The organism is Microcoleus sp. PH2017_08_TRC_O_A (assembly GCF_020738665.1).
Taxonomy (GTDB): Bacteria; Cyanobacteriota; Cyanobacteriia; order Cyanobacteriales; family Microcoleaceae; genus Microcoleus.
The window spans coordinates 8,558-18,881 of sequence record NZ_JAEQCE010000073.1; the positions used below are offsets into that span (position 1 = coordinate 8,558).

Genomic DNA, 10,324 nt, shown 5'->3' on the forward strand with positions numbered 1-10,324 from the left:
GCATAAATGGTGCGTCAGAATTAGATTAGGGGTAATGATTTAAAATTACCTTTCCTGACGCACCCTACCCTTGAATTCTTCCTTCTGTCAACTGTCAACTGTCAACTGTCAACTGTCAACTGTCAACTCTTCTTACCAAGGATTTCCGATGAGGGTGAAACTGCTCCAGTAGTAAGGATGAGAAAAATCTTGGGTTTGTTGTTGTATGTTATTCGGTAAATTTAAGTTACCTGCTGTTGTCACTAATTGCCGATTTTCAATCCGAACTTGACGAGCAATCATCGCCTGTTGAGTAAGTTGCAGAGTTTCTGCCTTAGTTTTGCCTCCTCGAAGCTGGTGGTAAAATTCGCTCATCAGTCCCAAAGTGCCTCCGTCATCAACATACCACAAACTCCCTAAGGCAGATTTGGCGCCGGATTTGACCGCTAAACCTCCAAAACCTAACTCTGCTTCCCGATCGCCCAAAGCAGTTCTACAAGCACTCAACACTAACAAGTCTACCTGCGGATTGCGCCAATTTAAACTCTCCATGTCATTGAGCTGCAATTTGTAATTCCAGAGTTGAATGTAAGAATTGCTCGGTTGTCCCGAGGTGAAGTTAGCATGGGTTGCTAGGTGAACAATCCGAAATCCTTTGTTGGCGTGTTGCGAGTTGAGATTGTCTATAGTGAAACTCGAATTGAGGAAAGATTGCCCGCGCCACTGGGCAGAAATCGCTTCTAATTCGATCGGCACGCTGGGCAAGGGCTTATTGTCAACAAATTCTGACCGTCCCATTGCTAGCACTGTGGCGTCTCTAACTGTCTTATATTCGCGATTAGTCAAGCTAAAACTCGGAATTAGGCTGAAACTGTATTTTTGAATCAAGAAGCCTTTACCGTCGTGCAAAGCGGCAAAGGGCACACTCCGCAATCCGGGATCGACTGACAGCAACAAGGTGTCAATTCCTAAGTTTTGCAAGTCTTTTTCTAGAGGTGCGATCGCCCATTGATACAGTTGCTGGGCGGAGGGAAGATAACTGGTAGTACCGATTTTTGCGGGATTGATGATTTGTTCGCGGAATTCCTTAACTATGGGATCGAGAGCTTTTCTGTTAGCTTCGGGGACGCTGTAGTGAATCGGCCGCCCTACGGGAGGAACTAAAATTAGTTCCAGTCGATCGACTCGCGAGATTATATAGATAATACCAGACCGCTTGTGAGTTTCCTGTTCGATATTTCTTAATGTTTGTTGGAATTGCGCCATCATCACTTTTTGGTTGGGAAGGTTGGCTTTGACGCCTAGGTATTCTCCAAACTCTTGATTCCTGATTTGTTCGATTCCCCAGACTGTTTTTTCTATGTCGTTACCTTCAAAAAGTCGATCGGGAGGCGGAACATATCCCAGCACTAAATTAGGAGTAGGGTTGACTGCTGGCGGTGTTTCGCGGCGGGGCACTACTGGCGATTGGCTGGGGGGTAACTTACTGGTGATACTTGAATCCAGTGTTAAAATTTGACCCGCAGCAGGGCCGGGAGTGTCTAACGGTGGAATTCGACGGCGATTTGGAACGTCTTCTGGATCCTCGGGGGATGACGATTCAACCGCTGTTGGAGTTGGATTTGGAGTTGGAATTACGATCGGAGTTGGAGGTGGATTTGGAGTTGGAATTACGATCGGATTTGGACTCGGAGTTGGAATCACCGCCGGAGTTGGATTTGGACTCGGAGTTGGAATCACAACCGGAGTTGGATTTGGACTCGGAGTTGGAATCACCGCCGGAGTTGGATTTGGACTCGGAGTTGGAATCACCGCCGGAGTTGGATTTGGACTCGGAGTTGGAATCACAACCGGAGTTGGATTTGGACTCGGAGTTTGAATTGCGATCGGAGTGGGAGTTGGACTCGGAGTTTGAATTGCGATCGGAGTGGGAGTTGGACTCGGAGTTTGAATTGCGATCGTTTGAATTGCGATCGGAGTGGGAGTTGGACTCGGAGTTTGAACCACAACCGGAGTGGGAGTTGGATTTGGAGTTGGAGTTGCGATCGGAGTGGGAGTTGGATTTGGAGTTGGAATCGGAGTTGGAGTTGGAGTTGGATCGATCCCATCATCAGTAGGAAATACAATACTAGGCACACCACTAGCTGTACGAGGAAACGACTGCGATGTAATGCTAGATGGCCCAGTTGTAATTGCAGCCGCCGTACCATTTATAGTTGCATTTCCCACGACAAACGGTTGAATCACTCCCCCTCCATCTCCTCCAGTGTGGGCAATTGAAATATTTCCTCCATCGGTGCCACCAGCAGTGGAAATACTAGCAAATCCTGTCGGCGAAAAAGTTGTTGGGAAAGAGCCTGTAGCTCGGAAAAAATTTCCCGCGACGGCTGTAACATTGCCGCCCTTGCCGTTAGTACCGCCTTGGGCATTGATGAAACCGACTTGAATATCGCCGATCGGATCTAAGAGCACATTGCCACCATTTCCGGCTGTACCGCTGGAGTTAATTTGTCCTGCTGTAATTGAAATTTTCGCATCAACAGTGATATTCCCGCCCGTACTTCCCGATGTATTCAAATTACCTGCTGTGAAAACGTTACCGCTTTTGAAGAAAATTTCTCCACCATTAGTAGTAACGTTTTTAACGCTGATATCGCCAGTGGCAGTAATATTAACGTTGATATTCTCGCTCGTACTTCCCGATGTATTCAAATTACCTGCTGTGAAAACGTTACCGCTTTTGAAGAAAATTTCTCCACCATTAGTAGTAATATTTTTAACCGTGATATCGCCGTTGGAAGTAATATTAACTTTGCCTGCGGTTACATCTCCCAATAAGTTGAATGTTTTCGTGTTTTGTGCTGTCACTTGTGCTGCATTAATTGTCGAATTGGCTGTGACATCGCCAGCATTTTTAATCAGAATATTTCCTAATTTGCTGCTGGCGCCCACCGATCCATTGAAAGTGATGCTGCCACTACCAGAGTCCAGAGTTAGGTTCCGGGCCGCATCTATACTGTCGATCGCACTTCCAAACGCAATATTCCCCCCAGCCGTGCTCAATACAGCATCATTCGTCAGCCCGATCGCACCATCAATATTGATATTGCCGTTATTCGTGGTAACATTGCCACCCAACTTAGTATTTAAGGCAGTCACATTCAAACCTGTCAGTGGCGTTGTTTTTCCGATATCTCCTTGCAGCAGCACATTACCTTTAGTAGCATTGATGTTCAAGCGCCGAGATCCATCGATCGCACCTGCGACACTAACATTACCTGTGTCACTACTGAGAATGGCATCACTGCCGAGTTGGACTTTGCCGTTAAGAGTAAGACTGCTGTTGTCTTTGCCGGTAATATTGGCGTTAAGTGCGATCGTACCAGTTCCCGTTTGAATCGTGACTGGATCGGAAAAAGTGCGATCGCTAGGAATAGTAATATTGCCACTGCCATCCGATCGCCCGATCGCGATCGAGCTAAATCCCTTTTGAATCAACTTAATTTCCGATGGAGTCAAATCTAAAGCGGGAGTAGTGTTATCAGTTCCTCCAACCACAATATTTTGTCCTGCTGTTGCCGGTTGCAGTGTGAGCGCACCAGTACCAGAAACTGGCCCAGCAAAATTAATTTCACCTGCTTTTAAAGTCAGCGGGTTACTTCCTGCCGACAAACTCGAATCGAAAGCAATAGTTGCATTTCCTAGTGTAAAAGTTACAGCAGCATTTAATGTCACTGCATCTCCGTAAGTTTGATTGCCGGTTGTCGTGACATTTCCCTTTACCTGAGTTGTCCCGCCTGCATCTGTAGTCAAACTCGCTGCATTGATCGTTTGATTAAATGCGGTTGTTCCTGTAGAGTTAGTTGTTAAATTGCCGAGATCCTTTGGACTTCCAACTGCACCGTTGAATGTAATATTACCACTACCCGCATTGACTTTCAAATCCCCGCTACCGTCAACTGTATTGTTGAAAGTAACGTCGCTACCTGCTTTGAGAATCGGATTGTTGGCGATTGTAACTGCATCTGTGTAGGTTTGAGAGCCGGTTGTCGTCACATCTCCCTTCAGTTGAGTTGTGCCGCCACCACCAGCAGTCAAACTTGCGGCATTGACTGTTTTATTAAATGCAGTTGTTCCTTGAGATAGAGTTGTTAAATTGCCGATCGCACTTTTATCCCCAACTGCATCCTTAAATGTAACATCACCAGTAGTCCCATCCACAGTCAAATCGCTGATGTTATTAGACTTAACAGTATTATTGAAAGTAATGCCTGTGCCTGAGAGAGTGAGATTCTTGGCAGTCGTGACAGCATCTCCATAGGTTTGAGGGCCGGTGGTAGTGACATCGCCATTGAGTGTAGTTGTGCCACCACCATCTGTAATCAAACTTGCGGCATTGACTGTTTTATTAAATGCAGTTATTCCTTGAGAGTTAACTTTAAGATTGCCGATCGCACTTAGATTTCCAACTGCACTACTGAACGTAACATCACCAGTACCCCCATCCACAGTAAAATCGCTGCCACTGTTACTAAGGTTAACAATATTCTTGAAAGTAATACCGTTACCTGCTGTGAGAGTTGGATTTATTTTGGTGATTGTAACTGTATTTTGATAGGTTTGACTGCCGGTGGTTGTCACATTACCATTGAGTATAGTTGTACCGCCAGTATCTGTAGTCAAACTTGCAGCATTGACTGTTTCATTGAATAGAATTGTTCCTTGAGAGTTAACTTTAAGATTGCCGATCGCACTTTTATCCCCAACTGCACCGGTGAATATAATATTTCCCGTACCTGCCGTTAAACTTAGGTCTTTGGTTCCTGTCAGTGCGCCCTTGACGGTGTTGTTGAACAGAATATTTGCACCTGCACCTGTGTTGACAGAAGCATTATCTTGGACGAGTACAGGACTTTGGAAAGTGATATCTTGCTTGATGGTGCTAACGCCTGCGTTGAGTGTTGTCTTGCCGTCAAAAACGATCGAGGCATTATCTTTTCCGGTGAGTGGTTGATTGATAACGATCGCACCGCCGGGAGATTTAACAGTCACCGGATCTTGGAAACTGTGAGGTCTGTCAAAGGTAATTGTACCAGTGCCGTCTGTTCTGCCGATCGCGATCGACTTAAATCCATCTTGCAGGGCATCTTGAAACTGCTGTCCCACATAAATAGTATTCGGATCGACAGGATTAGCTAATCCATTTATGAACTGAATATTACCGCTTGCATCAAACGGTTGCAGAGAAAAAGTACCCGTACCTTGAACAGAATTAGCAGCCCCACCAAAGTTAGCTTCTTTCCCAATTAACGAAATATTTCCCGTGCCGGAATTTATTTGAGCCACATTAACATTCTTAGAAGCTTTCAGAGTGATATCTCCCCCCGAAGCACTCGTGTTAACTGATCCTGATGTTGTAATATTGCCCTTATTGCTCGTAAGCGCGATCGCCCCTCCGGGATTCTTAGTAGTAATATTGGCCGTGGCAATATCGCCAGTTGTTTTGATACTTATAGCGCCAGTGCTGGTAATATTGGCTTCTGGATTTACCCCAAGTGCAGCCAAGGGATTAGTGTCACCGACAGGCCCGTTAAAATTGATAGTACCAGTTCCAGCAGTAATATTTAATTTATTGTTGCCGTCAACAGTGCCGCCAAAGGTAATATTCCCACCGCTGAGGTTTTTAGTGTTGAGAATGACATCATTACCGAGGGAAACTTTGCCGACAAACGAGATACTCTTGTCTTGAGTAGTAATTGGGCCATTGACTGCGATCGCGCCTCCGCTTGGAGATTGCAAAGTTGTCGAGTAAGGGAAAGTAACACCAGCGGGGTTAATGGCGATCGTCCCCTTCCCGTCAGCCCGTCCGATTACCATTTCATTAAACCCCTTGAACCGTGCAAGTTCAGCATTCCTGAGCTGCAAAACATTAGGATCATCGAGATCGGTGCCGCCAACAGTAATACCTAAACTCGGCGTCAGAGGTTGCAACCGAATTGTACCAGCACCCTTGACTTCAGATGGGGCTAACAGTTGAATTCGATCGCCTGTCAAAGTAACATTTCCGCCGGTGCCTTTGGATTCCACCAACCCTAAAATTGCAATGCCGATGTTGTCCTTCCCGCTTCCCTTACCTGTTCCAGTAAACGTGATATCCCCACTTTTGGTCGATCCAACTTGAGCCGGAGCATCAATATTTATCCCTTGATTATTATTCCCCTTCCCATCACCGCCAACACCGTTTAGAGTCACTTTCCCGGTGCCTGTGGATTCCACCAACCCTTGAATCAGAATGCCGGTGTTGTTATCCCCGCTTCCCTTGCCTGTTCCAGTAAACGTGATATCCCCAGTGTTCGTCGATCGAACTTGAGCAGGAAAAGAAATCAATATCCCTTCATTATTGTTATTCCCATTCCCATCACTGGCAACACCGTTTAGAGTCACTTTCCCAATGCCTGTGGATTCCACCAACCCTAAAATCGCAATGCCCGTGTTGTTATCCCCGCTCCCCGAACCTGTTCCAGTCAGGGTAATATCTCCATCCTTCGATAGAACCTTCGATCGAACTGGTAAGCCATTGTTAGCAATAAATATCCCTCCAGTGCTACCTATCCCATTACCACCCGTACCCGTCAGGTTGACTTTTCCCGTCCCCGTTGATTCCACCAAGTCGTTATTCACTAACCGGATGCCGTATTTAGCAGATCCGCTGCCAATACCAGTGAAAGTAATATCACCATCGACTGAAGTTATCGTAGAGCTACGCAAAACTATCCCGTCACTATTGAGACTACTACCGCTAGTCCCATTGAGGGTAATTTTTCCTGTTCCAGTTGTTGTTAACGTGCCAGTAAATATCTCAAGACCAGTGTTGTTTGCTGTGTTTCCTGCACTACCATTGAGGTCAATGTTTCCACCATTAGCATTGATTTTTCCACCAACATTAATTCCTGGTGTAGTGGCAACATTCGCGCGACCAATACCTGTAAAATTCCCACCATTTGTATTGATCGTCACATTGCCAATGGTGAGACTACCACCATTGAGATTGTCGGCATCAGCATTCAGAGTAACGTTACCTGCTTTAGTTGTAATATTAGCCTTGACATCAATGTTGTTATTAGCTAAAGCCGTCAATCCAACTCCCGGAGTAGCTATATTGACCGGAGCATTAAAAGTAATATCATTGGTAGCTTGCAAAATCACATTAGTCGCAGCACTATTAATTAGAGCAGCATCAATCGTATTTCCGCCAATGTCAGGATCGGCAAATTGATCTACCTGAGTTAGTGCAGTAAAAGTTCCCGCGCCATTTTGAATCGTAATATTTGTGGGATCGAGCAACAATAATCCAGGATTACCGTTAGCAGCGAGAGTATTAACATTGCCTCGGAAGTCTAAAAATTGTTTTCCCGACACCTCCACAAACCCGCCATTCCCCGACAACAAGCCACCTCGGGCAGTAATATTGCCATTAAACCGAGTAGTTTCATCAGCCCAAACGCTCGCTCGCCCGCCATTCCCATTGCTAATCGCATCCACATTAATCGTCGAATCTGCACTCACAAATGTCCGCAAAGCATTCGGTACAGTCCCCAAACCCTGAAAATCTCCCCCAATCAGTACATTCCCACCGCCGTTAATACCCGAAGCATCGATGTTAGCCGCGATCGCACCTACACGATCGCCCAATATGCTAACATTACCCCCAGTATTACCCGAGACGTTGATACTGCCGCTGGCGATCGCAGTTCCAGGCACAACAGGCACAGCCACATTCCCCGCCAGCACCACATCCCCATTGGCATTTACCGTCAAATTCGTTGCTTGTTCCTGGCTTTTTCCAGTCAGCAACTGCGGCAAAGATAGCACTGGCTGCGCGAAATTATTCGGCAAGGAACTTTGGCTAGCTGTCGGCTGAATTTCCAGACTCAGCAAATTTCCGGTTTGAGCGATCCGTACCAAATTTTGACCGGGTACGGCCATCACGGTAATATTGCCAGACGGCGCAGTTAACTGACCGGTATTGACTACCGTACCACCGATTAAACTTAAACTTTGACCGGGCGCCACCGTCAAATTCCCTGCATTTACAATGCTTCCTGCTTGCGGACTGGTAAATGCGAAACTGTTCGGATTCCCGATTAAGCTTGCCCAGTTGTTATTGCCGATCGCACTAAACCACTGATTGTTCCCAAAACCGATACCTGTGGCCGCCGTGGCGTTAAAAGAACCAGGTACGTTGAGCAGGGCATTCTGCCCAAAAATTATCCCCGACGGATTCATCAAAAACAGGTTAGAATTGCCACCTGTCACTTGAATTAAGCCGTTGATTACAGAAGGATTTCCCCCGTTAATTCTTCCTAAGATATTTTGAATGTTGGGATTGGTTAAAAAGTTTGCCGTTACCCCCCGGAAATGTCGTAGCGATCGCCATTGGGTGTCACGACGGTGTTCGTGCCGTCTGCTGCGGGGGTAATGGGTTGCGCGGAAGCGGAACCAGCCGCTGCATTGAGCCAGCCAACTATGAATAACCATCCGAGCAAATGTAGTTTGTTGGCTGCCATTGTGTTTAAAGATTTGTGCTAAAAGTGCGATGTATTTATCTATCCTTAGTCTTACTCCTCAAAGTTCCTCATTTGAAATACTCACCGTGCTGAAGCAACGGTGATTCTTGACGCTTCATCGGGGAAAAGCTACCGAAGTAGTCTGACAGTCCCTCTGCGCCCGTTTAGAGTCGTGGCGATTCCCCATCCCGACTTTCTCAATATTCTTAGCGGCGTTTTCATCTCTATCTTGCTCAGTACCGCAATTCAAACAAAGCACTGAGCGAATAGACAAATCGATTTGCCCCCACTTAAAACCGCAGTCTGAACAAACCTGACTGGTAGGTTCCCATCGACTGATGACCTTGAACTCTCTGCCAAACTTCTCTGATTTAGCCTCGCACAAAGTTCGGAATTCATACCATCCTTGTTGGCTAATTGCTCTTGAGAGTTTGCGATTCTTTACCATGCCAGACACATTTAAATCTTCCAAAACAATCACTTGGTTTTCGTTGATTACTTTGGTTGAAAACTTGTGTAAGAAATCTTTGCGAGTATCGGCAATTTTATTGTGCAGCTTGGCGATTCTAATGCGAGTTACATTCCTTCTCTTGGAATCTTTGGGCTGACGGGCTAACTTGCGTTGCAATTTGCGAACTTTGCGGTCTAGTTTTTTATAGCTAGGGCTTTCGGCTTTCTCGCCGTTGCTCATCACCGCAAAGGTTTTGATTCCTAAATCGATTCCGATGCTGGGGTTTTTAGCCTCAGATGAAATGGGTTGAATTTCTATTACAAAGCTCAGCAAATAACGATTTGCACAATCCTTGATTACCGTGACGGAACTAGGTTCAGATGGTAACGCCCTCGACCAAATCGGATTGACAATTCCAATCTTGGCTAGATAAACTCCATCACCTTTGATTGAAAATCCTCCAACTCTAAAACGCGCCGATTGACTGCTGGTTCTTTTTTTGAACTTAGGATATCCGACTTTACGACCTTTTCTCTTTCCCTTGCAGGAGTTGAAAAAGTTCTTAAAAGCAATATCCAGGTCGGCAACTGATTGTTGCAGCGGGACGCACGACACGTCTCCCAGCCAAGCCCTTTCTTCAGTATTTTTAGCCCCAGTTATGACGATTTTTTGCAAATCTGCCGAACTTGGTTTTTTGTCTGACTGTTTGCAAAGTGCGAGCGCATCGTTCCAGACTACCCGGACGCAGCCAAACAACCGAGCTAGGCTCTGCTGTTGTTGGTCGGTTGGGTAAAATCTGTAACGAAATCTTGCTTTCACGGGTTGTGTTAAAATTGGTCTATTATTTGATTATATATTGGTCTACAGGCAATGACAACTATTTACTTACCGCCGAGAACGGCATTCTGTTACAGAACTTAAAATGCACTTGGTCTGCGTGACAAAGTACCGTCGGCCTGTATTTACGGGCGAAAGTCTTGATTTGATTGAAAAAACGTTTCGAGAGGTTGCTGAAAAAATGAATTTTCAGGTTCTGGAGTTTAATGGTGAAGGTAATCACATTCATGCGCTGATTGAGTATCCGCCTAAACTTTCTATCTCTCAAATAGTGAATGCTTTGAAAGGAGTTTCTAGCCGTCGCTACGGACAGGCTGGATACAAAAAACCTCACAAAGAAGCTTTATGGAGTCCTAGCTATTTTGCGGTTTCTGTAGGGGGCGCGCCTCTAGAAGTCTTAAAGGAATATATTAGAAATCAAGAAAAGCCGTCCTAGAAGGACGGGGCTTGTATCCCAATTTTTTGGTCAGTTAGGTAAGTTCGGAATCTT

At 45.7% G+C, this 10,324-nt stretch carries 2 protein-coding genes and 1 pseudogene; 1 reads left to right on the forward strand and 2 read right to left on the reverse strand.

The genetic code is table 11. The features are described 5' to 3' along the window. Nucleotides 1–132: 132 nt before the first annotated feature. Nucleotides 133–8,517: a CHAT domain-containing protein gene (locus JGK22_RS23655; protein WP_293313879.1), complete on the reverse strand. Its 8,385-nt coding sequence runs from the start codon at nucleotides 8,515–8,517 to the stop codon at nucleotides 133–135. A 144-nt stretch (nucleotides 8,518–8,661) separates the two neighbouring features. After that, nucleotides 8,662–9,816 carry a transposase gene (locus tag JGK22_RS23660; protein ID WP_293183043.1) on the reverse strand — a complete coding sequence of 385 codons (1,155 nt, stop codon included), beginning with the start codon at nucleotides 9,814–9,816 and terminating at the stop codon, nucleotides 8,662–8,664. Nucleotides 9,817–9,886: 70 nt separating this feature from the next. Between JGK22_RS23660 and tnpA the strand changes: the two are divergent. Beyond that, nucleotides 9,887–10,270 (forward strand): annotated as a pseudogene (gene tnpA, locus JGK22_RS23665) (IS200/IS605 family transposase); the annotation flags it as partial. Nucleotides 10,271–10,324: the final 54 nt, after the last annotated feature.

Coding starts and splice junctions, on each gene's coding strand:
- JGK22_RS23655 (WP_293313879.1), bottom strand. CDS start 8,517: ATGGTTATTCATAGTTGGCTGGCTCAATGCAGCGGCTGGTTCCGCTTC.